Genomic DNA, 23570 nt, shown 5'->3' with positions numbered 1-23570 from the left:
GGAAATTTAATCCCCTAACCCCGCCATACGTTCGGCCTGATCCTCGGCAATCAATGCGGCGACCAGTTCGCTTAGTCCGCTGCCCTCTAAAATCTCGGGCAGCTTATGCAGCGTCAGGTTAATCCGGTGGTCCGTTACACGGCCTTGGGGGAAGTTATAGGTGCGGATACGTTCGGAACGGTCACCTGAGCCAACCATAGCCTTACGGGCCTCTGCTTCGGCCCCTTGGGCCTCCTCACGCTCTTTTTCGTACATTCGGGCGCGCAGCACTTGCATTGCCTGCTCCTTGTTCTTGTGCTGGCTGCGCCCGTCCTGACAGGTGACGACTATTCCGGTCGGCAGGTGGGTAATGCGCACGGCTGAGTCCGTAGTGTTGACGTGCTGTCCGCCCGCACCCGACGCACGGTAAACGTCGATTTTAAGATCTCGTGCTTCAATTTGGATATCAACTTCAGTTGGCTCGGGCAGTACCGCCACAGTGGCCGCGCTGGTGTGAATGCGCCCGCCGCTTTCGGTCACGGGCACGCGCTGCACGCGATGAACGCCGCTTTCATATTTTAGCTTTGCAAACACGCCTATACCCTTGATGGCAACCACGACTTCCTTAAACCCGCCAACATCGGAGGAGCTGACCGAAATCGGTTCAATCTTCCAACCTTGGCCGGCCGCATAGCGTTCATACATGCGGTACAGATCGCCCGCAAACAACGCCGCTTCATCACCGCCCGTGCCCGCACGGATTTCCAACATCGCTGGCCGGTCATCCGCAGAATCGCGCGGCAGCAGCGAAATAGCGAGCGACATTTCTGCCTCTGAAAGCTGCCGGGTAACATCTTCCAATTCCTCGACCGCCATCTCGTGCAAATCAGGGTCGGAGGAATCCTGAGCCATATGCTCAAGCGTTTCGATTTCTGTGCGCAACCGCCGGACCTCTGCCGCCGCTTTGGCCACAGGCTCAAGTTCGGAATACTCCTTGGACGCAGCGACAAAGCCATCGCCTTCAAGCTGCCCCGAAGCCATCCGCGCCTCAAGCTCGGAAAAGCGCGATTCAATTTGCGCAATACGGTGCGGGGAGATTTTCAAGCGGCAAGCGACTTAAGAAAATTCATAAGTGGGCTGTTGGTATCTTCACCCGAAAAGCCGTAATAACCATGCTCGTTCACGCGCAAAATTGCCGCAGGATTTTGCTTAACGGCTTTGTCATATCGTTTTTTGGGTGACCCCGTTGCGATCATGTCTGCGGAAATCCCTGCTTGGCGGAGCTGCCGCAGAAGAGCAAAGGCCTGACCAAGTCCTTCGTCATTTTCCAAAACGATCATGGCCTCAAGCTGCTGAACGGGCAATTGTTCAATCAACATCGCCAACCGCTCGATCCCCGCAGCCCAGCCAACTGCAGGCGTTGCTGGTCCTCCGAGATTCTCGATTAAGCCATCATAGCGCCCGCCACCAAGCACGGTGCCTTGCGCACCCAGCCGGTCGGTCACAAATTCAAACGCGGTGTGGCGGTAATAATCGAGGCCGCGCACCAAAGCAGCATTTCGCGTCCACGCAACGCCAGCGGCATCGAGACCAGCGGTGACTGCTCCGAAGAAATCCTGCGCTTCACCCGAAAGATAGTCGTCGATCACCGGCGCCGCGTCAGCAACGGGGCGGTCCGTGGGGTCTTTGCTGTCTAATATACGCAGTGGGTTTTTCTCTAGCCGCGCGAGGCTGTCTTCAGACAATGCATTTTTATGGTCATTGAAATAACCAACCAAGGCAGCACGCCATGCATCGCGGCTTGGCGTATCACCAAGCGTATTGAGCTGCAATGTCACGCCATCGTTGATGGCCAATTCCTTGAGCAACTGATCTGCCATAACGAGCAATTCTACGTCAGCGGCGGGCTCTGCAGCGCCGATTATTTCGGCATCGATCTGGTGAAACTGCCGATAACGGCCCTTTTGTGGGCGTTCATAGCGGAACAATGGTCCATGCACTGACAATTTCATCGGTGCAAATTGTTGCCAACCATTGGTCAGATAGGCGCGCGCAATACCAGCGGTAAATTCGGGCCGCAGCGTGATGGAATCGCCGCCGCGGTCTTCGAAACTGTACATTTCCTTCGACACGACATCGGTAGCCTCACCAAGGCTGCGTGAAAACACAGCCGTCGGCTCAATAACCGGCAACTGAAGGCCCTTAAATCCATAAAGCCGTCGCACGCGTTCAAAGGTAGCAACAACATGCGCGAAGCGTTCCTCGGTTTCACCGAACATATCCTGCGTGCCGCGCACGGCTTGGGGTGTCTGTATCTTTGCCATCATAAAGCGCCCTAGCGGCTAATTGTTGTTAGTGGAATAGGGCTGGACGCAGCGCAGCGCATTCGCCAAAGTTGGGGACATGAATCCACGCACTTTATCGCGCGCACTTGCCGCTTTCGCCCTTTCCGCTAGCCTCATTTCCGCAGCATATGCGGAAAACAGTGCGCCGCAACCGGTGCCGATTGTATCTGCGATTCCCGAGCCGCAGGACCGCCCCCTAACGACGACTATGACCTTACAAGTGGATGCGACCGATATTGATCGCGCCATTTTCCACGTGCGCCAGACAATTCCAGTTGAACAGGGCAAACCGCTCATTTTGCTTTATCCACAATGGCTGCCAGGTAAGCATGGGCCGCGGGGAGCATTGGCCGAAATGACCGGCCTAATGATCCGCGCTGGTGGTAATGCTTTACGTTGGACCCGGGATCCCGTGCAGGTTTACGCCTTTCATGTAGATGTGCCCGCAGGGACGGCATCGGTCGATGTGGAATTCCAATTCACCGCGCCGGTGCGCGAAAGCGAAGGGCGCATTAACGTCACGCCAAATATGATGAATGTGCAGTGGGAACAGGTCGCGGTGTACCCCGCCGGGCATTTCACCCGTGCCATTCAGGTGAAGCCGTCGATCACGCTGCCCGAGGGCTGGACTGGGGTTGCTGCGCTTGATGGCGCCAAGATTACGGGTAACCAAATTGAGTATAGCGTCACAGATTTTGAAACATTGGTGGACAGCCCTATGTTTGCTGGCCCGCATTACAAGAAATGGGATCTGGGGAATAACGTCACGCTTAACGTCTGGGCGGATAACGCGAAATATCTGGAAGCGAAGCCAGAGCAGATTGCCGCGCACCGTGCCTTGGTTGACGAATCTTTATTGCTGTTTGGATCAAAGCGTTTTGACCGATATGAATTTCTGCTTGGTCTGACCGAAGAGCTTGGCGGCGTCGGCCTTGAGCATCATCGCAGTTCGGAAAATACGCGCGAGACCGATTATTTCACGGAGTGGGATGACAATATGTCGGAACGCGGCCTTTTGCCGCATGAATTCACGCATAGTTGGAATGGAAAGTTCCGCCGTCCTGCGACGATGTGGACACCCGATTATTCCACGCCGATGCGTGACAATTTGCTTTGGGTGTATGAAGGGCAGACGAGTTTTTGGGACTTGGTCCTCGGCGCGCGCTCAGGGTTGCAGTCCAAGGAAATGGTTCTTGGTGAGTGGGCCAAATATGCCGGATTTTACGCTGAGCAGCCGGGCCGGACGTGGCGATCGGTTGAAGACACCACGCATGATCCGATCTTTGGCGCACGAAAACCAAAACCATTTGCTAGCCAAGCCCGTGGCGAGGATTATTATAACGAAAGCTCGCTTATCTGGCTCGACGCCGACATGACCATTCGCCAATTGTCCAAGGGCAAAAAGTCTCTGGATGATTTTGCCAAGGCTTTTTTTGGCGTGCGCGACGCCGATTGGGGCGTGCTGACCTATGATTTTGACGAAGTTGTCCGCACATTGAATGCTGTGCAGCCATATGATTGGGCAAAGTTCCTCGACACCAAATTGCGCCAACCCGGCCAGCCAGCGCCGCTCACCGGACTGGAAAAGGGCGGGTACAAGCTTGTCTGGAAAGAAGAACCCAATATCTTCGACAAGGAATCGATGAAGGAAAGCAATGTTTTCAACCTAACCCACTCGCTTGGGATCACTTTGAACAAGGACGCGACCGTCACCTCTGTGATGTGGAACAGCCCTGCATTTAAAGCGAATATCGTCAGCGGTGCCAAGATCATTGCTGTGGATGGCTATGCCTATTCCAAGGACGGCCTGACCAGCGCAATCAAGGCCGCAAAAGACAATAAGACACCTGTCCGATTACTCATCGAGCGCAACAAACGTTATACGCAAATAGACATCGCCTATTCAGGTGGCTTGCGCTATCCGCACCTCGAAGCAATAGGCCAAGGCGAGACCGCAATTGACCGTCTCCTCAGCCCGCGGCGTCCCAAGAGATAACAAAGTGAAAGCATTCTCCCATGCGTATTGATTTAATCCCCGCGGGCGACAACGTGCCCGAAAGCCTCAATGTCCTGATCGAAGTGCCCATTGGCGGCGAGCCAGTGAAATATGAATTCGACAAGGCCTCAGGTGCGTTGTTTGTTGACCGTTTCTTGCACACGCCAATGCGCTACCCCGCCAACTACGGCTTTGTACCGCATACATTGGGCGAAGATGGTGATCCACTTGATGCGCTTGTTGTCGCACGTTCGCCCATCATTGCCGGTGCGGTCGTAAAATGCCGCCCGATTGGCGTACTAATGATGGAAGATGACAAGGGCGGCGATGAAAAACTGCTTTGTGTTCCGGTGAACGAGACTTTTCCATATTATTCAGAAGTTGCCACCTATAAAGACATGCCGCCAATCGTCCTTCAGCAGATTGAGCATTTCTTCACCCATTATAAGGATCTGGAGCCCGGGAAATGGGCCAAGTTGAATGGTTGGGGAGACGAAAAGGACGCAAAACGCATTATTCTTGAATGCGTTGAGCGCGCAAAGGAACATGACACATGAAACCGATAGCGCTGGGCAGCTTAACGTTGCTGCTAGCGCTTTCGGCTTGTGCCACGCCAGAAACTCGTATCCGCATTGCGTTGACAGATGCAGGCCTATCCAAACCTATCGCAGCATGCATGGCGGACCGCATGGTCGACCGGCTTTCGCTGGCTCAGTTGAACAGGCTCAACGGTTTGAAAAAACTGCATGGACAGGACATGCGCAAAGTAACCCTTGAGGAATTTCTTCGGCGGACGCGGTCTCTGCAAGACCCCGCAATTCTGGGTGTTGCGACATCTTCGGGCTTGATCTGCGCGATAAAGCCTTAAACCTTTACCGCGCAGATATATTAGCTAATCGCCTTAATCAAAATCGCCAGCCAGCTTTTGTCCGTTGGCGACGGCGCTGGCGAAGCGAAGTCCCCGCATTCCAAGCAGGCAGCTTGCACGCCCTTTACCCCCGTAAGCATGTTCAGATCACGCGCTACGCGTTGTGCAAACAGGTTTTGCTGCCATGCGGCATGGGCAAAAATGTCCATCGGCGCAGTCGCCTGTGCCCGCTTTGGCATCAATCCCTGAAGCAAGGTTTCGGTGAAACTGACGGGTGGCTCGATATATTCCGCATGCCAGCCGTCAGATTTCAAACCTGCCCGCTTTGCAGCTTCCGCGAACGCATCGTTCATACCGCCGGTGCGGTCTACAAGGCCAAGCCGACGCGCCGTGCCGCCGGCCCAAACGCGGCCTTGTGCAATGGCATCAACCTGCGCCGGTGTTTTCTTTCGTGCAGCGGCCACGCGGTTCAGAAACTGGCGATAGCCATTTTCAATTGCGCTTTGCGCTACGCGGTCAAACTCTGGGCTAAAGCCATTCAGAACGTCAGGCTCACCGGATAATGGGGTCGTTTTGACGCCATCGGCATTCACACCAATTTTGGCGAGGCCTACCTCGGCACTCGGGATGACAGCAAATATACCAATTGAACCGGTGATGGTCGATGGGTCAGCGAAAATTACATCTGCGGGAAGGGAAATCCAATATCCGCCGCTTGCGGCCAAATTGGCCATTGAGACTATTACGGGAATTTTCTTCGCTTTCGCAGCTTCAATGGCGAGCCGTATTTTCTCCGATGCCATAACAGATCCGCCAGGCGAATCCACACGCACGACGAGTGCCTTCAAATCCTTGTTATCCAAGGCATCGTAAATCAATCCGCTAACTGTATCGCCAGCCGCAGAACCTGGGCCGCCTTCGCCATCCACTATGGTTCCAGCGATTGTAATTACGCCAATCTGCTTACCCGCAGACGCCGGACCATAATGCGCAAGAAACGCATCCATCGGCGTATTTGCAAAGCCGCCAGTCGTCTTCTTGTCGTCAGCGCCGACCTTACTCGCCACAAATTTGCCAAAGGCGACACGGTCGCCCAATGTGTCCACCAGCTTACTGGACAAGGCCAATTGGGCAAGATTACCCTGCGCACCTTCAACCGCCGCAGCCGGATCCGTCAGCATCTGTTCCAATCGCGCCTGCGGACGAGCCTTGGCGACAGCGGCTTTCCACTGGCCCCAGATTTCGTCATAGACACCCTTGATCGCGGCCTTTGATGCCTCTGACTGATCGGAGCGCATAAAGGGTTCAACCGCGCTCTTATACGTCCCAACACGATAGATGTTGGCCTTCACGCCCAATCGGTCAAGCAAGCCTTTAAAATAGGGTTGCGAACCGCCTGGTCCAGTCAACATGGCGCCACCAAGTGGGTCCATCCATATCTGCGTCGCATGCGCCGCAAGCTGATAACTGTCATCGGTATAGGCCGTGGCAAACGCGTACACTGGCTTGCCCGCCTTTTTTACCCCATCGAGGCTGCTACCAATGGCGGCAAGGCTGGCTTGCCCGCCCCCCATAAAGCGGTCCATGTCCACGACGACAGCCTTTACGCGGTCATCTGTCTCAGCAAGTTTCAACGCACGGACAATGTCGCGCTGACGCATTTCACCAACGGACGCAGCCGATGATGTCAGGGTCGTGAGCGTGTCAATTTCCGCAGGTTGCTCGGACACGACGCCTTCCAGCTTGAGCAGCAAGGCGCCGTCGCGAACCATCGCGGGGTTTGGACTTGCATTCAGCAACGCAAAAATAGCGGCGAAAAACAAAAGCATGAACAAAAGAACAAGGAGGTCTTTTAAACCAACCAAAATTTTCCAGCTAACACGTACGAACTGCATGTTATCAATATCCTAAAAGCCCGAGTGACTGATGTAGGCATTCCATCACAATATGCCACCATTGTTCGACAAAAAGCTTTGCATGGCAAGAATGACGATCGGTTCGCCGTATGCACCGCATGATATCGGAACAATAAATCTAGAAAAGGGCCGCTGTATTGAATCAGCGGCCCTTAAACATGGGTCAGCGGTCGGACGCCCGCTGCCGGAAGTTGCTTTCATGCCGTGAGCGGCATCGCTGATGTGCTCAGCGGCCGATCTCCCGAACGGAATTATCCGACCTCTTAACTGAACCATGAGACATCGGATCACCTCCTTTCGTTGAATGGAATTTGCGTGCTTCAAACATATATCTGCCCTCCGCAGGACTGAAATTGAATCAATCCGCAGTGTTAAACAAGTCTTGAATTATATTTTTTTTCGTTTAAGAATTGGGGTTCTGCGCGGCAATATATGCCGCTTCAAATCATCCTCGACAATCTTCAATAATGCGCGCAATTTCGGCCCATGATGGCAGGATAACGGGCTGCTGCCCATCTGCTTCGACCAATATCCGCCCGCGGCTAAAAGCCATGGCATCCAAAATCGGATCGTTCGTCATAATTTCTGCCGCAACATAAGCGTGCATTCCGCCAGTTAGCTGGGCGGGCAACTGCTTTGTCATTGACGACGTCCGTATGACCATATGCTGTGCCGGCGCCGATGCCTCTCGCGACAAAGTGACGCGCCGCGTCTGCATATCGCAACGCAAGCTAAGCATTGCCGTTCGACCCAGAACTCCGAACTGTCCAACTGAACCCCGGCTGTCGCGGCTATAGGTCCAATCCCCGGGCGTGAAAGGCCAGTCATTCCAATCACCCGTCAATGCAGGCGCTGGGGCCATTGCAGCAGCGCCCGGAGGCGCGGATACTGTCTTTGGCGCAGGTGGAGGGGGTGGCGAAACGCACGCGGCGAGCGCCAACATGGCGAAAAGGGTCAGGTGACGGGTTTGCATGATGTTGTCTTATGGCCAAATCCCCTTCGGTCCGCTAGCGTGTTGCGACATGGCGACCAAAAAAACACGACTGGATCAGATGATCGTTGATCGCGGCCTTGCCGAAAGCAAGACCCGCGCGCAGGCGCTGGTGATGGCTGGCCATGTCTATATTGGTGAAGCAAAAGCGCAAAAGCCAGGACAGCAAATCGCCGAGGATGCGGACATCAGCGTTCGAGGCAGCGACCACCCATGGGTCTCCCGCGGCGGTATCAAGCTCGCACATGCGCTTGAGGTCTTCGCGATCGATGTGACCGGCAATGTTGCAATCGACGTCGGTTCATCAACCGGTGGCTTTACCGATGTGCTGCTTACACATGGCGCGGCGCGCGTCTATGCTGTCGATAGCGGCACAAACCAGTTGGCGTGGAAGCTACGCCAAGACCCCCGGGTAATCGTCCATGAACAGACGAGCGCACGTATTTTAACCGAAGCGCATATACCAGAACCCGTCGACCTCATCGTATGCGATGCAAGCTTCATCGGGCTTGCCAAAGTGCTCGATCGGCCGCTCACTTTTGCAAAGACTGGGGCGCAGTTGATTGCGCTCATCAAGCCCCAGTTTGAGGCGGGCCGCGAAGAAGTTGGCAAAGGCGGTGTGGTCAGGGACCCAGACGTCCACGCACGCGTTTGCAACGAGATTAAAATGTGGTTGGTCGAAAAAAATTGGACAGTGCACGAACTCACCACCAGCCCCATCACCGGGCCGCAAGGCAATGTTGAATTTTTGGCATGGGCGCAGAATAACTTAGAACCCATCGTCAAACTACAGCACCTTGCTTAATCCTTGTACATGGCATTGACGCGCGCCGTGTAACGCTCGCGAATGATATGACGCCGGATTTTCATGCTCGGCGTCATTTCGCCATTCTCGATTGAAAACGGTTCATCGGTAAATTCGAACTGGCGTACCTTTTCAGTCACGGAGACGTCTGCGTTTACGCGGTCAACTGCAGAGCGCACAGCGGCGCGGAACTGCGGATTGGCTTGCAGCTCGGTAAAATCAAATTTAATGTCCTGCCCATGCGCCCATTCCACCGCCCATTCGGGGTCAGGGACGATCAGCCCGACAATATACGGGCGCTTGTCACCTGACACCATCGCTTGCAAAATCTCAGGCTGAAGCGTCAGCATACCCTCGATCTTTTGCGGTGCTATGTTGTCGCCCTTGTCATTTATGATCAGGTCTTTTTTGCGGTCCGTAATGGCAATTCGGCCGCGATGATCGATATGGCCGATATCGCCAGTGTGCAGCCATCCGTCTTTTATGACGCGGTCAGTTTCGGCCTTGTTGCGCCAATATCCCTTCATCACCAAAGGACCGCGCACCAAAATTTCACCATCCTCGGCAATTTTGACCTCAGTGTTTTTCAGCGGCGGACCAACAGTGTCCATCTTGATACCAGCTTTGGGCCGGTTGCAGCTGATAACCGGGCCGGACTCAGTCTGACCATAGCCTTGCAGCAAGGTAATGCCCAAGGACTGGAAAAACACGCCAATGTCGGGATTCAGCGGCGCGCCACCGGAAACCATCGCCTTCATTCGGCCACCAAAGCGACCTTGAATCTTTGGCTTGATTGTGCGCGATAAAAGCAAACGCATCGGCGCATCGCTTAGACGTTTGCGGCCGGAATAATCACGCTCGCCAATAGTGAGCGCCTTGTCGAGCAGATAGCTTGGAAACTTGCCCTGCTTCTCGACTGCCTTGATCATTCGCTGGCGCAACACCTCAAATAGCCGGGGAACGACAACCATGACCGTTGGTCGCGTCTCTTCTATGTTCAAGGCCAGCTTTTCCAACCCTTCGGCATAATAAATCTGCGCGCCGACCCCGATGGGGAGAAACTGCCCACCGCTATGTTCATAGGCATGTGACAAGGGCAGGAAGGACAAGAAAACCTCCTCTTCGTCGAGCCCAAAATCCTCGCGCAAAACCGCAGCGGCGCCATCGGCATTGTGCAAGATCGCGCCATGCTGCTGCATAACGCCACGCGGGGCACCGCCAGTACCGCTGGTGTAGATAATACACGCCAAATCATCGCGCGTTACCGAAGCCATGGCGGCTTCACTGGCACGCACATCTGCATCGGTGCCGTTCACCATGCTGGACCAGTGGTGCAACGACAACTGCCCATGTTGCATCGCTGGCTGCGGCTCCATGGTGATGATGAACTCGGCTTGCGACGACCGTAAGGCCGCCGGCATCAATGTCTTGGCCAGCTTTGCCGTAGACACGACAACCGCGCGCGCTTCGCTGTTGTCCAAGATATGCTGATGGTCGCGCTCGGTGTTGGTCACATATGTCGGCACGGTCACGCATCCTGCCGCCATTATGCCCAAATCCGCGATGCACCATTCGGGCCGGTTTTCGGAAACCAGCATGACGCGGTCGCCCTTTTCCAGACCCAGCTGACGCAGCGATTTTGCAAAAGCGGCAACTTGTCGGGCGACGTCCGACCAGCTGATGGATTGCCACGCACCATCATGCTTTGCCCATAAAAACGGGGCGTCACCACGATGTCGCGCACGTGCAAAAAACATCGTTACAAGGTTGGGGAAGCTGTCAAAATCGTCGAATTGCTCGGCAGCCACTATTCTCTCCTAAGGAACTCCATACGGCCCACTGTCCGACCTATATCTCATTATGCTAGCGCGCAAATGGGTTCGACGCAACGTGCCGTCGCTATCAACCGACATCCTCCGTAGGCGCTTCGTCAATTGACCTTGGCACGGTCACTTTTACCTTGCCATTGGCGTCTATAGTCGCCGACGTACCTTCACTGCGCGGGTCGGCAGCACCTGTCCAGCTATTACCAATACGCTGCGCACCATTGACCTTTGAACCCAGATCGACCGGACGAACCTTTTGTCCAAATTTACCAAGTCCGTCGGCCATGGCGGACAACATGCTATTCTGTTCAACCTCAAGGCCACCGCCGCCAAAATACATGTTCGGCAAATCAATCGCCTGTTGGAGGGGAAGGCCAAACTCAATTACACCAATCAGCGTCTTGGTGACATGCATGATAATGCGTTTGCCACCGGCTGAACCTAAGGCAAGCACGGCACGGCCGTCGCGATCAAACACGACCGTGGGCGCCATTGACGACAAAGGCCGTTTGCCCCCTACTACGCGGTTAGCCACCGGCGCCCCGTCCTTTTCGGGCGCAAAGGTGAAGTCGGTCAGTTCATTGTTCAGGAAAAAGCCGCCGGCCATCAATTGGCTGCCAAAGGGACCTTCAATCGTGGAGGTCATGTTGGCAATGTTTCCATTTTTGTCGACCGCCGTGAAGTGCGTCGTGCCAGCAACTTCGCTTGAAATAGCGGCCGTGCGTGGGGCGGCGCCGGGCGGGTTACCCGCAGGATAATCGGCACGTGCCTTTTCGGGGTCAATCAATGCAGAGCGCTCTTTGATATATTCAGGGTTCAGAAGCCCTGCGACCGGCACGTTTACAAACGCATCATCACCCAGATATTTTTCCCGGTCAGCATAAGCAAGCTGCATCGCTTGGCCAATCAAATACCAGCTTTGCGGACTGTCCTTGCCGATCGCGCTCAGGTCAAAGCGTTGCAGAGTGCCCAAGATCTGAAGCACAGTCGTGGCACCGGATGACGGCGGCGCCATGCCGCAAACTACATATACACGATAGGGTGCGCACACCGCTTGCTGTTCCTTGGCGCGATATTGCGCAAGATCAGTCATCGTCATGTCGCCGGGGCTAAGTTTGCTCGTGGTGACGGCATATACAATCTGGCTAGCGATCGGCCCGGTGTAAAACGCATCCGACCCTTTTTTGGCCAGCAGCGCCAAGGTTGCCGCAAGTTTGGGATTTTTAAACGTCATCCCTGCTTTTAAAGGCTTTCCATCCCGCCAATATGTCGTGCGCGCTTCATCAAAATTAGGCCAAAGCCCCTGAATAGCCGCCAAGCGCGATTCAAGCGTCTTGTTAACAATGAAACCCTTCTGCGAGAGCCGAATGGCGGGTTTGAATATCGTTGCCCAAGGCAGTTTGCCCCATTTTTGGTGCGCTTGCGCCATCAGCTGTACATTGCCAGGTACGCCAACAGACCGGCCACCCTGAAACGCCTCAAGAAAACCAAGCGGCTTGCCATTCGGCCCAACGAACCTGTCCGAAGTTGCTGCGGCTGGCGCAGTCTCGCGGCCATTGATCGTTGACAATATGCCCTTGGCATTATCCTGATACAGCAGGAAGCCGCCGCCACCAATGCCGCTGGATTGCGGTTCAACCACCGTCAGCGTTAGCATCATAGCCATAGCAGCGTCCGCAGCGGAGCCACCCTGGCGCAGCATCTCCATCCCCGCATCCGTGACGCGCGGGTCAGCCGACGACGTTACGCCTATATTTTCAGCGGCAACAGGCTGGGCAAAAAATACGGCCAACGCCGTGATCGCGAACAATGTTTTTTTCATAGGATCAACCTAGCCTCCTAACCTATGCAAAGCCAAGCGCGGATTTATCCATCGACGCCGACTGCGTCCGAAATATTGACAAAACCGTCGGCCTGCAAAAGCTTCTGCAGCTGTTTATTGATCCTGCGGGCGAGACCTGGACCTTGATATACAAGCGCGCTGTAAATTTGCACTAATGAAGCCCCGGCCCTGATGCGGGCATATGCGTCTTGCGCTGAGGCGATGCCGCCAACGCCAATGAGGCCGATTTGCCCACCACTTGCCTTGCGGAAGTCCACCAGACGTTGCTGCGCCATGTCGCGCAACGGCGCGCCTGAAAGGCCGCCTGCTTCTCCTGCGTAGCGGGACGCAAGCGCCGGACGTGCGATGGTCGTATTGGATATGATTAGGGCGGCAATACCGCGCGACATGGCGACGGTAACAATATCGTCGATATCGGCTGGCTGAAGGTCAGGGGCGACTTTTAAGAACACAGGCGTACCCTGGGCCCGCGCCGCCATCACTTGCGCCAGCAAATCATCCAGCGCAGCTTTATCTTGCAGCGCCCGAAGCCCCGGGGTGTTGGGCGAGCTAATATTTACGGTCAAATAATCCGCCAGCGGTTCCATATTGCGCACGCCAATGACATAATCGGCGATGCGGTCGGCGCTATCCTTGTTTGCCCCAATGTTTATACCAAGTGGTCCGATTAAAGCATCGTCCGGTATGTTGCGCAGACGGGCAATCGCCGCATCCTGCCCTGCATTGTTAAAACCCATTCGGTTGATGACCGCTTTATCCTCAACCAAACGGAACAAGCGTGGCTTTGGGTTGCCTTCTTGCGGCAGCGGCGTGAGCGTCCCTACTTCGGTAAAGCCAAAGCCAAGGCGCAATATTTCCACCGGAACTTGAGCATTTTTATCATAGCCGGGCGCAAGGCCCACAGGATTTGCAAAGCGCAAACCTGCAAAATTCTGAGCCAGCACATCACTTTTCGAACCGAGTGTTGGAATAGGCGCAAATTTCAGCGCAGTGATCGACAAATTATGTGCGGTTTCGGCGTCGGCCTTAAACAACAGCGGGTGTAAAAATTGGTAAAGCATTCAAGACTTATTCACGACTATCGCCCGACGTGCAACGCCCTGTGCACCGACGCACAAGACCATCTGAGGATATTTTGGCCGGAATTGTCAATTAAACTGAAATGTATTGATGAGTCCATATAATCAAATCTTTATAAGATATCATAACCGGATCATGCGACCCGAGGACTTTTCTGTCGAAAGACAAAGGTTCTTTTCCTTTAAAGACCCGCTTTACGGCGGGTCTTTTTTTATGCCTAATGCATGTGATGTTGCCTAAAACAACTGGCTCAAGATTCGGAAACGACCTCTTCCACCAAAGCCGCATCCTCGGTCTTATCGAACGCGGCATTAAGCGGGCTGGCTTTTCGCCTGCGCAGATTGGCGCGTAGCGCCGCGCGTAACCGCTCAGCCTTGATCCGCTCTTTATCCTCTGCATCTTTTGCCAATGCTGCTCTCCTTAAGGCCCTGTATACAACATGGGCGATGCCAAATCAGCAGCACCGGTGCAAGCCGCTTGACATTAAGCGCCAGCCTTCGCATAGCGCCGCACCTTCGGTATTGCTGCTGTAGCTCAGTGGTAGAGCGCGTCATTGGTAATGACGAGGTCGGGAGTTCAATCCTCCCCAGCAGCACCAGAGTTTCGCCCTTACCGTGAAACCGTCTCCTTCAGGAAGGCCCCAACTCAGCCTGCTGCGTGGGACTATCGTGGGCCATGCTTTGAGATATGGTCTGCAGCGCTTTCGGATTGCGGGGCGGCGCGAGCTTATGCAGAATTAGCGGCATATCTACGATATTTTTCGCAGCCTTGCTTATCTTTTCAGAAACAACTCGGCCATTGCATCAATAATCGCAACAGAATCGAGCCTATACTTAGCGTAAAGGTCGGGTAAATCACCGGTCTGGCCAAAACGGTCGGTGCCAAGCGGACTTACCCGCATGCCTTGGACGCTGCCGAGCCAAGACAGTGCGCCGGGCGAACCGTCAATCACGGTTACTATGCCCGCGTCAGGTGCCAGCACGGACAGGAGATCCTCTGCATGACAGGTTTGCGGGTTTTTGTCGGTCCAGCGCGCGGCTTTGCTTGCGGACCATTCACGATGCAGCACATCTGGTGATGTAACGTTCAGGACGCCTAAACCCGGAATATCATCCAGCAATTGATCGTACGCCGCCAGCACCTCAGGTGCGATGGCACCGGTAAATGCAATAGCCGCCTCAGCGCCTGTTGCCGGTCTACGCAACCAATATCCACCCTTAAGGGCATCCGCCTCCCAATCGGTGTTGGCCCGCTCCACTTGCGGCACCTGGCGTGTGCTCAATCGCAGATACACAGAGCTCCCGTCGGGCATTTGCAGATGTTCAAACGCCCAACGCATAAACAGGGCAACTTCATCGGCATAAGCGGGTTCGAAATAGGCCAGGCCCGGCTGCCCCATACCGATGAGTGGTGTGTTAATCGACTGGTGGACGCCCCCCTCTGGGCCCAAAGTCAAACCCGACGGCGTTCCGACCAGCAGAAAACGCGCATCCGAATAGCAACCATAATTCAGCGCATCCAGTCCGCGCGCGATGAACGGATCATAAACCGTACCCACCGGAATAAGGCGCGTACCAAAATGCGGTGCGGCAAGGCCAAGCGATGTCAGCAAAAGGAAGAAGTTATTTTCTGCGATGCCAAGTTCAATATGTTGGCCCGCGGCATGTGCGGCCCATTTTTGCGCCGACGGAATTTTGGCCTCGCGAAATAAATCGGCCACGTCGGACCTTCGAAATAGCCCGCGCTGGTTCACGAAACCACCCAGATTGGTTGTTTGCGTCACGTCGGGTGCAGTGGTTACAATCCGGTCGGCCAGTGCTTCGGAAGATTTGGCAAGATCAAGAAGTACGTGACCGAATGCCGCCTGCGTAGATTGCACGTCACCCGACGGTACCGCCAAACGGGCAGGCACCGGTATATAGTCCGCGACCGGTTCAGCCGGTTTGGCGGCAAGCACGCCGCTCCCAATGAAATTTTTGAGCTTCGCCGCCATATTACCGCCGAGGCCAGCAAATGGTTCCCATTCTTCCCCTGTTTCGATACCCATCGTGGTGCGAAGCTTACCAATCTGGGCCGGATTCATCATCCCCGAATGATTGTCCTTATGTCCAGCGAGCGGCAATCCATAGCCTTTGACCGTATATGCAATAAATAAGGTCGGTCGTTCATCGTCAGCGCTGTCAAAGGCATCCATCAATGACTCGATGCAATGGCCACCAAGGTTGGTCATCAACGCGGCCAGACCGTCGTCATCAAAACTATCGAGCAGTTTTTTTACATGCGGCTTGCCCCCAATGTCTGCATACAATCGCGCGCGCCACGCCGCACCGCCTTGATAGGTGAGCACCGCGAACTCGGCATTGGGACAATTTTCAATCCAGTCTTCAAGCGATTTTCCGCCAGGCCGGGCGAAAGCGGCGCGTTGCAGCTTGCCGTGCTTTAACGTGATTACCCGCCATCCCGTGGTTTCAAATATATCGTCAAAACGCCTAAACATGCGATCAGCAGTCGTGCTGTCAAGCGATTGGCGATTGTAATCGACCACCCACCAGCAGTTCCGAATGTCATGCTTATACCCTTCGATCAGACATTCGTAGATATTGCCTTCGTCAAGTTCGGCATCGCCCATCAACGATATCATGCGCCCTGCATTGGTTTCGTCTATCGAACCGTGCGCAATCAAATAGTCCTGAACTAAGCTGGAAAAGGCAGTGATTGCGACGCCCAACCCAACCGAGCCTGTCGAAAAATCGACCGGAATTTTGTCCTTGGTGCGCGACGGATAGCTTTGCGCGCCGCCGAGCGCACGAAACTGCTGCAATTGCGCAAGCGACTGGTTGCCAAGTAGATAATGGATGGCCTGAAGCACGGGCCCGGCATGCGGCTTGACTGAAACCTTGTCCTGCGGGCGAAGTGCGTGAAAATATAATGCGGCCATAATCGCAGTCATCGAAGCGCAACTGGCTTGATGCCCGCCGACCTTCAGCCCATCACGCTTGGGTCGGATATGGTTGGCGTTGTGCACAATCCACGACGAAAGCCAACGTAGCCTCGCGTCAAGCGTTTCGATTGCAGCTATTTTTTCTTCGCGCGTGTCTGCCACAATATTGGTCATTGTTTTTTTCGCTTCAGTGAAGGCTGCAGTCTAGCCAACGCACTTGAGCATGTCCTTGCGTATTATAGGGATATATGTCATTATTTTGATAGATTATGCCTAATTTTATAGATATATATAAACATTATGCCAAAAAATTTCATTGATACGATTGACCGCAAAATCATCGATTGTCTTCAATCGGATGGGCGCATGTCCAATCAGGAGCTGTCCGAACGGGTCGGCCTGTCGCCCAGTCCTTGCCTGCGGCGGGTTCGTCAGCTGGAGGCCGACGGCACCATATCACGCTATGTGGCTTTGGTTGATCCAGATAAAATGGGTATATCGGTCACGGCATTTGTGCGCGTGCGTTTGGATCAGCAGGATGATCGCCATCTGGAAGAATTCGAAACGGCGGTTGCCGGCTTTCCAGAAGTCATGGAATGTTACCTGATGACAGGTGAGGCAGATTATCAGCTGCGTATATTGGTCGCATCTCTGACCCAGTTTGAGGATTTTCTGCGCCACAGACTGACGCGCGTAAAGGGTGTCGCCAATGTGACTACAAGCTTTGCGTTAAGGCCCGTCATCTACAAAACGTCCGTTCCGACGCTGTTACCAAAGCAATGAGCGGGCAATTTTTCAACATGCGATATCCCCATAAAATTTTTCCGGACACAACAATCTTTTCAATCGAGAATGACAGCCTTTCAGTCGCATAAGCACCCAAACGAGTTGGTGGAGTGAAGTTATGAATTTGGAAAATGACCCCCTTGCCGCATTATGGATGCCGTTCACGGCAAACCGGGCTTTCAAGACCACCCCGCGTCAGCTTAAATCTGCCAAGGACATGCATTACACCAGCGATGATGGACGACAGATACTCGACGGCACGGCCGGACTTTGGGCGGTTAACGCTGGCCACTGCCGCGCCCCAATTGTTGAAGCTATCCAAAAATGTGCTGCGGAACTGGATTATGCTCCGCCGTTCCAGTTGGGACACCCGCTCGCGTTTGAACTGGCTTCCCGCATAGCGGCGCTGATGCCTGAAGGCCTAGACCGCATATTTTTTACCAATTCAGGTTCCGAATCGGTTGATACCGCACTTAAAATTGCGCTGGCTTACCAACGCGCGATTGGACAAGGCACCCGCACGCGCCTGATCGGGCGGGAACGCGGCTATAGTGGCGTTGGCTTTGGTGGCATTTCGGTTGGCGGCATCGTCAACAACCGTCGGCAATTTGGCAACTTGTTGACAGGCGTCGACCACCTTCCACACACCCATAATCTCGAGCATAACGCCTTTACGATGGGCCGGCCCGAATGGGGTGGACATTTGGCGGATAATCTTGAGGCTATCGTTGCGCTGCATGGCGCAGAGACCATTGCGGCTGTCATTGTAGAACCGATGGCTGGGTCAACGGGCGTCCTGGTTCCGCCCATCGGCTATCTCGAAAAGCTGCGCGAGATTACCCGCAAACACGGCATCCTTCTTATCTTTGACGAAGTGATCACCGGCTTTGGTCGTGTCGGCGGCGCAACGGCATCTGAAACGCTGGGCGTGACGCCCGATATCATAACAATGGCAAAGGGTCTGACGAATGCCGCAGTGCCCATGGGCGCTGTCGCCATTAGCCGCCATATCCACGACGGTGTTGTCGAAGGCGGCCCCGATGGCATCGAATTGTTCCACGGATATACATATTCGGGCCACCCCTTGGCCGCAGCAGCAGGCCTTGCGACTTTAGACCTCTACAAGTCGGAGGGTATCTTTGAGCATGCCAGCTCGCTTCACGGCTATTGGCAGGACGCGGTGCACAGCCTGAAAGGCAAGCGACACATAATCGACATCCGCAACATGGGAATCGTTGCGGCTATAGAGCTCGCGCCGCATTCCGACGGCGTTGGCAAAAGGGGCATGCAGCTATTCCACAAATGTTTTGACAATGGCCTGTTGGTCCGCGCCACTGGAGACATCATTGCCCTGTCGCCGCCACTCATTCTGCGAAAAACGCATATCGATGAGATTGTCGGGCGCATTGGTGAGTTGATCGAAACCGTCGACTAAAGCGACAAGACGATTTTTCCCACATGCTGCTTCGTCAAAAACGCCTCTTGGGCTTTAACGATGTCGGATATGTCATAGACCGCAGCGACAACCGGTTGGATTTCGTCACGCTCAATGTACGAAACGAGATTTGCGAACACGTCTGGCTCTAACACCGTGCAACCGATCAGCCGTAAGTCCTTGAGATACAGCGTCCGAAGATCAAGATCGACAATTGGTCCGGAAATAGCCCCCGAGACGCCATAGCGGCCGCCCCGTTTGAGGACATTCAAGATCTCGCCGAACTGCGGCCCACCGACGATATCGACGGCGGCATCAAAATGCTCCGGCCGAAACAAGGCGGCAAGGTCAGCATCGCGGGGAATAACCTGAGACGCACCAAGCGCGCGCACGCTCTCGGCCTTTGTATCCGACGCCATCGCAATGACTTCGGCGCCGCGCCGTTTTGCAAGTTGAACGGCAGCAGAGCCAACGCCGCCCGATGCCCCGGTAATCAGAACACGCTCGCCCGCCTGCACATTAATCCGCGTCAGGATGTTTTCGGCGGTGCCATAAGCACAAGGAAAACTTGCCAATTCAATGTCGGAAAGCCCCGATTCAACGCGGTGGGAATGCAGTGACGGGACGCAGGTGTAATCTGCAAACCCGCCATCGACTTCGGAACCGAAGTACAGAATGTCAAAACGGCTCGCCCCGTGAAAGACAGGTTCGACCAATACCCGCTCACCTATACGCGCGGGATTTATATTTTGGCCCACTGCCACAATATGCCCGCAGGCGTCTGCACCCTGTATACGCGGGAAATGAAAAGCCGCGCCTGACCAGCCATCGTCACCGGCGCCTTCTATACCCGATACCGCCCCCGCGTCCGTCGCCTCTGCAACCGATTTGGAATACCAACCGATACGCGTGTTGATATCAGTATTATTGACGCCTGCCGCAGCAACGCGGATCAAGACATCGTCCGCGCCCGGTTTTGGCACGGGCACGTCATCGCGAAAGTCGAGCCTGTCATAGCCGCCATGGCCGGTCAGCAGGACCGCGCGCATATTGGCGGCGATGGTCATTCGGCGCGTGCCAGCCCAAACTGGTTCAGATACCATTTCTGGAAGTTAAGCACGCTGCCTTCCTGTTCGGAATATCGACCAGGCCGATAACGGCTCGACATAATCCCTGCCTGATTGTTTTCAGTGATGACTTTGTCCTGCGTGGTCGTGGCGTGATAGCCCCAGATCATCTTTTCAATGTCAACTTCAGCCTCAGTCGCGCGGCCGTCAACCAGCCAAATCATCTCCACATCGGTCTCCAGTGCGCCGCGCGGCGTAAACAGGAACAATATTGCGAAATGATCGTCTGCAACAATCTGGCTAAATGGGCTGAAGCTTAAATGCATCCGCCCGCCATCTGCTGTCGTCCGTTTGCCCATCAGCGGTGCGGGCGCGGAGCCATCTTGTGTTTCCGAGGCCCAGCCATCCTTGTTCATCCGTTGCATCAGCAGGCGCAGGTGGCTGCTGTCGGCCGCGTCGTCAATATTACCGATTGGCCGGCCCGAAGCTGCGGCACTTGCCTCCCAAGCCTCTAACTTAGGTGTAAAGCTGGCGATCGCATCCGCTGGGCCAGAACTTGGTCCTGCGCCTACGGCGACGATCGATTCCGATGCGTGCATCGAGCAGAATTCCGGATGCGAAGGGACGCAATGATAACATTCAAAGAAATTCTCCACGACCAGCTTCCAGTTTGCAGTCGTTGGATAGCTGCCTGCATGCGCAATGCGTGCTTCGGCAAAGCCATGATATTCGAGAATTGCCCCCATGTCGCCGAAGGTCGCATCAAAATCAACGGGTTCATCCTCGTTCATATTGATGAAGATCAGGCCGTGGAACACGCGGATATGGCATGCGAACAGGCTGTTTTCCGCTTTGTCGAAATCTTCGGGCATAAGCCGCGCAGAAATCAAACGTCCATCAAGGCCGAAGGTCCATGCGTGATAGGGGCAGACCAAGCGCGGGGCATTGCCGCTTTCCGACTGACAAATGGTCGATCCACGATGGCGGCAGACGTTGAAGAAGGCGCGAACGCTATCTGCATTTTCGCGAATGACGATGATCTGTTCATTGCCAACACGAAACAGGAAATAATCACCCTTGTTCGGGATCCGAGACACATGGCCCGCAAGCAGCCATTTCTGGCTAATGATTTCGTCGAAATCAGCCTTGAACACCGTGTCACTGGCGTAAAATTCCTGATCAAAGCTATACCCTACCTGCGTGTTTGCGGCGAGCCGTTGCATGGTGGCATTCGGTGTTTCGGTCGTCATATTTTGATCCGGGCGTTTGAGGGGTCGTATAATGGTTTGAGCGATGCAGTCACCGGATAGCGGATACCGGCAATCTCGATCTCATAGTCATCAGCGCCAATTGATCCTACCACAGCACCATCAGCGGCATCGACATACCCAAGCCCGCATGCACCGCCGAGGGTATGCGCGTACATGCCAGAACGGATGTATCCAGCAATCCGGTCGCCCTGCCAAATGGGTTCATTATGGTAAAGCATCGGTTCGGATGACTTTAACAGAAACTGCACGAGGCGCTGCTTTAGGCCAGATTCTTTCTGTGCAACCAAAGCGTCACGGCCAATGAAGCCGCCAAACTTGTCCATCTTTACCGCAAAGCCCAAGCCAGCCTCCAGCGGCGTATCCTCGTCGGTGATATCATGGCCCCAATGGCGATAAGCCTTTTCCATGCGCAGCGCATTGAGCGCATGGTAGCCGCAATGCTTCAGGCCGAATGCCGCGCCCGCAGCGACTATCTCGTCATATACGCCGGTCATGAATTCGGTCGGGATATACAATTCCCAACCCAGTTCCCCGACATATGTGATCCGCGATGCGCGAACGACGGCATAGCCAAGCTCGATTTCTTGCGACGTGGCAAATGGAAACGCCTCGTGCGACAAATCATTGGGGCAAATCGACTGAAGCAATTCGCGCGAATTCGGTCCCATGATGGAAATAACACCCATGCCTGACGATACGTTGGTCAAGACCGCATGCGCGTCATCGGGGGTATGGCGTTTCAGCCAATTGAAATCCTTAATCTCGGTCTCGGCCCCTGTGACGATCAAATAGGCGGTTTCTGACAAGCGCGTGACGGTCAAATCGGCTTCAATCCCGCCTTTTTCATTCAACCATTGGGTATAGACCAGCTTGCCCGGCGCAACATCAACATCATTAGCGCAAACGCGGTTGAGAACAGCCATGGCATCACGGCCTTCAAGACGGAATTTGGCGAATGAGCTTTGGTCAAACAAGCCAACAGCTTCCCGCACAGCTTTGCATTCTGCGGCATTGGCTTCAAACCAGTTCTGGCGGCCATAGCTATATTCATATTTTGGCGTGCTGCCGGCTTCGCCATACCAATTGGGTCGCTCCCAACCATAAGCTTCCCCGTGACACGCGCCTGCCGCAACCAGCCGGTCGTGGATCGCAGAGCGCCGGACACCGCGCGCGGTTTCATATTGCTTAAACGGATAATGCGTTGCGTACAAAAGCCCGAGGCTCTCGGTGACGCGTTCCCGCAAATATTTCCGGTTAATCTGGAAAGGCATGTTGCGACGAATATCGACAGTCCACAAGTCTGCTGGCGGAATACAATCGCGGATCCAGTCGGCCATAACCTTGCCCACGCCACCCGCAGATTGCAGGCCAATGGAATTGAGGCCAGCCGCGACAAAGCAACCTTTTAATTCAGCGCTCTCGCCAAGATGATAGCGCACGTCTGGCGTGAAGCTCTCGGGGCCGCAGAAGAATTTTTGAATCCCTGCCTTTTCAAGCGCCGGCACACGGCGCATCGCATCCAGCAAAAGCGGTTCGAAATGTTCGAAGCTGCCTGCGATTTCGTCAAAACAGAAATCTTCCGAAATTCCGTCCATACCCCATGGTCGGGCATTAGGTTCAAATGCGCCCACAAGCAGTTTGCCCGCGTCATATTTATAATAGCCGCAATAATCATAATCGCGCAGCACGGGGAGTGTGTTGTCGATCCCCTCGACACCTTCAAACAGCACGTAATAATGTTCGCACGCGTGCAATGGCGCAGCCACGCCCACGCTGGCTGCTAAATCGCGAGTCCACATCCCACCGCAAATCACGACATAGTCGGCGTCAATCGAACCTTCCGCAGTATCAACACCGGTCACACGGTCACCATTGTGCCGGATTTTTGTGACCTTTGTGTTTTCAAAGATTTTTGCGCCGCCTGTGCGCGCGCCCTTGGCTAGCGCCTGCGTGATATCAACCGCATTGGCATAGCCATCGCTCGGGATGTGGATTCCGCCTACAACGTCATCGACATTGACGATATTCGCTAGGTCTTTGATTTCTTCCGGCGTCACGACATGAACCGGCAAGTCAAACACCTTGGCCATTGATGCGCTGCGCTTCAATTCCTCAAACCGCTCGAGATTGGTTGCCATTGAGATGGAACCGCACTGGCGGTAGCCGGTGGCCTGGCCGGTCTCAGCCTCAAGCCCACGATACAGTTCACCCGTATATTTGGCGAGCTTGGTCATGTTGATAGACGGCCGCAGCTGCCCCACAAGCCCTGCCGCGTGCCATGTTGTTCCGCTGGTTAACTGCTTGCGTTCCAACAGGACAACATCGTCCCAACCAATCTTGGTCAAATGATAGGCAATCGAGCAGCCAATGACCCCGCCACCGATGATGACGACTTTTGCTTTTTTGGGAAGTTCCGCCACG

Annotated in this window: 18 protein-coding genes and 1 tRNA gene; 7 read left to right on the top strand and 12 right to left on the bottom strand. The window is 54.6% G+C overall.

What is annotated here, in order from left to right:
• Nucleotides 1-6: 6 nt before the first annotated feature.
• Nucleotides 7-1083: a peptide chain release factor 1 gene (gene prfA, locus QE270_RS04850; RefSeq protein ID WP_300036013.1), complete on the bottom strand. Its 1077-nt coding sequence runs from the start codon at nucleotides 1081-1083 to the stop codon at nucleotides 7-9.
• Nucleotides 1080-2303, bottom strand: a complete 1224-nt coding sequence (hisS, locus tag QE270_RS04845) for a histidine--tRNA ligase (protein WP_300036021.1) — start codon at nucleotides 2301-2303, stop codon at nucleotides 1080-1082. Before hisS ends, prfA begins: the two co-directional genes overlap by 4 nt.
• Nucleotides 2304-2382: 79 nt before the next feature.
• Here hisS and QE270_RS04840 point away from each other — a divergent pair, with 79 nt between their 5' ends.
• Genes QE270_RS04840 through QE270_RS04830 form a run of 3 tightly spaced genes read left to right on the top strand, consistent with a single transcriptional unit; the run spans nucleotide 2383 to nucleotide 5188 of the window.
• The gene (locus tag QE270_RS04840) at nucleotides 2383-4320 is read left to right on the top strand and encodes a peptidase M61 (RefSeq protein ID WP_300036010.1); all 1938 of its coding nucleotides are present in this window, start codon (nucleotides 2383-2385) and stop codon (nucleotides 4318-4320) included.
• A 20-nt stretch (nucleotides 4321-4340) separates the two neighbouring features.
• The gene (gene ppa, locus QE270_RS04835) at nucleotides 4341-4877 is read left to right on the top strand and encodes an inorganic diphosphatase (protein ID WP_300036007.1); all 537 of its coding nucleotides are present in this window, start codon (nucleotides 4341-4343) and stop codon (nucleotides 4875-4877) included.
• A complete protein-coding gene (locus QE270_RS04830; protein WP_300036004.1) occupies nucleotides 4874-5188 on the top strand; it encodes a hypothetical protein in 315 nt (104 codons plus the stop codon). The genes ppa and QE270_RS04830 overlap by 4 nt, the downstream gene beginning before the upstream one ends.
• A 20-nt stretch (nucleotides 5189-5208) precedes the next feature.
• On the opposite strand, the gene sppA is transcribed toward QE270_RS04830, so the two are convergent.
• A complete protein-coding gene (gene sppA, locus QE270_RS04825; protein WP_300036001.1) occupies nucleotides 5209-7083 on the bottom strand; it encodes a signal peptide peptidase SppA in 1875 nt (624 codons plus the stop codon).
• A gap of 466 nt (nucleotides 7084-7549) precedes the next feature.
• On the bottom strand, nucleotides 7550-8077 hold the full coding sequence (locus QE270_RS04820; RefSeq protein WP_300035999.1) for a hypothetical protein: 528 nt from the start codon (nucleotides 8075-8077) through the stop codon (nucleotides 7550-7552).
• 49 nt (nucleotides 8078-8126) lie between these two features.
• Here QE270_RS04820 and QE270_RS04815 point away from each other — a divergent pair, with 49 nt between their 5' ends.
• The gene (locus tag QE270_RS04815; RefSeq protein ID WP_300035996.1) at nucleotides 8127-8900 is read left to right on the top strand and encodes a TlyA family RNA methyltransferase; all 774 of its coding nucleotides are present in this window, start codon (nucleotides 8127-8129) and stop codon (nucleotides 8898-8900) included.
• Here the strand turns inward: QE270_RS04815 and QE270_RS04810 are convergent.
• The 4 genes from QE270_RS04810 to QE270_RS04795 all read right to left on the bottom strand — a co-directional run bounded on the left by QE270_RS04810 (nucleotide 8897) and on the right by QE270_RS04795 (nucleotide 14058).
• Nucleotides 8897-10657 (bottom strand): AMP-dependent synthetase/ligase, encoded by a 1761-nt coding sequence (locus tag QE270_RS04810; protein ID WP_300036018.1) that lies wholly within the window; start codon nucleotides 10655-10657, stop codon nucleotides 8897-8899. The genes QE270_RS04815 and QE270_RS04810 overlap by 4 nt on opposite strands.
• Nucleotides 10658-10802: 145 nt before the next feature.
• Entirely contained in the window at nucleotides 10803-12548 is a 1746-nt protein-coding gene (gene ggt / locus QE270_RS04805) for a gamma-glutamyltransferase (protein ID WP_300035993.1), read from the bottom strand.
• Nucleotides 12549-12592: 44 nt separating this feature from the next.
• Nucleotides 12593-13630 carry a quinone-dependent dihydroorotate dehydrogenase gene (locus QE270_RS04800; protein WP_300035990.1) on the bottom strand — a complete coding sequence of 346 codons (1038 nt, stop codon included), beginning with the start codon at nucleotides 13628-13630 and terminating at the stop codon, nucleotides 12593-12595.
• Nucleotides 13631-13899: 269 nt separating this feature from the next.
• Nucleotides 13900-14058, bottom strand: a complete 159-nt coding sequence (locus QE270_RS04795) for a hypothetical protein (protein WP_300035987.1) — start codon at nucleotides 14056-14058, stop codon at nucleotides 13900-13902.
• Nucleotides 14059-14172: 114 nt separating this feature from the next.
• Between QE270_RS04795 and QE270_RS04790 the strand changes: the two genes are divergently transcribed.
• Nucleotides 14173-14247, top strand: a tRNA-Thr gene (locus tag QE270_RS04790).
• 174 nt (nucleotides 14248-14421) lie between these two features.
• On the opposite strand, the gene QE270_RS04785 is transcribed toward QE270_RS04790, so the two are convergent.
• Nucleotides 14422-16764, bottom strand: a complete 2343-nt coding sequence (locus QE270_RS04785) for a transketolase (RefSeq protein ID WP_300035984.1) — start codon at nucleotides 16762-16764, stop codon at nucleotides 14422-14424.
• Between the two features lie 126 nt (nucleotides 16765-16890).
• Here QE270_RS04785 and QE270_RS04780 point away from each other — a divergent pair, with 126 nt between their 5' ends.
• Nucleotides 16891-17373 carry an Lrp/AsnC family transcriptional regulator gene (locus QE270_RS04780; protein ID WP_300035981.1) on the top strand — a complete coding sequence of 161 codons (483 nt, stop codon included), beginning with the start codon at nucleotides 16891-16893 and terminating at the stop codon, nucleotides 17371-17373.
• Nucleotides 17374-17494: 121 nt separating this feature from the next.
• Entirely contained in the window at nucleotides 17495-18811 is a 1317-nt protein-coding gene (locus QE270_RS04775; protein WP_300035978.1) for an aspartate aminotransferase family protein, read from the top strand.
• Here the strand turns inward: QE270_RS04775 and QE270_RS04770 are convergent.
• From QE270_RS04770 to QE270_RS04760, 3 genes are read right to left on the bottom strand one after another with little or no spacing between them, the layout of a single operon-like run.
• On the bottom strand, nucleotides 18808-19878 hold the full coding sequence (locus QE270_RS04770) for an alcohol dehydrogenase family protein (RefSeq protein WP_300035975.1): 1071 nt from the start codon (nucleotides 19876-19878) through the stop codon (nucleotides 18808-18810). The two genes, QE270_RS04775 and QE270_RS04770, sit on opposite strands and share 4 nt — an antisense overlap.
• A complete protein-coding gene (locus QE270_RS04765; RefSeq protein ID WP_300035972.1) occupies nucleotides 19875-21128 on the bottom strand; it encodes an aromatic ring-hydroxylating dioxygenase subunit alpha in 1254 nt (417 codons plus the stop codon). The genes QE270_RS04770 and QE270_RS04765 overlap by 4 nt, the downstream gene beginning before the upstream one ends.
• The gene (locus QE270_RS04760) at nucleotides 21125-23569 is read right to left on the bottom strand and encodes an FAD-dependent oxidoreductase (protein ID WP_300035968.1); all 2445 of its coding nucleotides are present in this window, start codon (nucleotides 23567-23569) and stop codon (nucleotides 21125-21127) included. The genes QE270_RS04765 and QE270_RS04760 overlap by 4 nt, the downstream gene beginning before the upstream one ends.
• Nucleotide 23570: the final 1 nt, after the last annotated feature.

The organism is Sphingorhabdus sp. (assembly GCF_029865925.1).
Lineage (GTDB): Bacteria > Pseudomonadota > Alphaproteobacteria > Sphingomonadales > Sphingomonadaceae > Sphingorhabdus_B.
Note: the sequence above shows the minus strand (reverse complement) of the source record. Positions and strands in the feature narration are given on the sequence as shown.